The following is a 378-nucleotide window of genomic DNA, read 5'->3' as shown; positions in this document are numbered from 1 at the left end:
GGGTGGGCACCTTGATCTTGTCGCCCACCGCCGAGGGGCTGCGTGCGGCCAGCAGCTCGCGGGCCTCGGCGTCGGGCTTCCCGGCGACCGCGACCCGCTCGTACATCGCGCACAGCTCCGGCTGGAACCGTCCGCAGCCGGGCACGGCCGCGGGGTCGGTGGACCGCGCCGACGGCTGGAGGCCGGCCGCACCGCCCGCCGCGCCGCCCCCGGTCGCACCGCCGCCGGCGGCGCCCGTGGTGAAGAAGATGCCGGTCCACAGCTTCTTGAACACGTCGTTCGGGAAGAGGGAGTCGGCGAGGTTCCAGTACGTGATCTGCGGGGCGATGGCGTCCACCCGGTGGTCGTACCCGGCCGCGAGGAGCGCCGCCGCACCGC

The 378-nt window shown here is 75.7% G+C and carries 1 pseudogene; it reads right to left on the bottom strand.

The window, feature by feature from the left end:
• A pseudogene (locus ADK55_RS20770) lies at positions 1-378 on the bottom strand (ABC transporter ATP-binding protein); the annotation flags it as partial.

The sequence above is a fragment of the Streptomyces sp. WM4235 genome, assembly GCF_001279725.1.
Taxonomy (GTDB): domain Bacteria; phylum Actinomycetota; class Actinomycetes; order Streptomycetales; family Streptomycetaceae; genus Streptomyces.
Note: the sequence above shows the minus strand (reverse complement) of the source record. Positions and strands in the feature narration are given on the sequence as shown.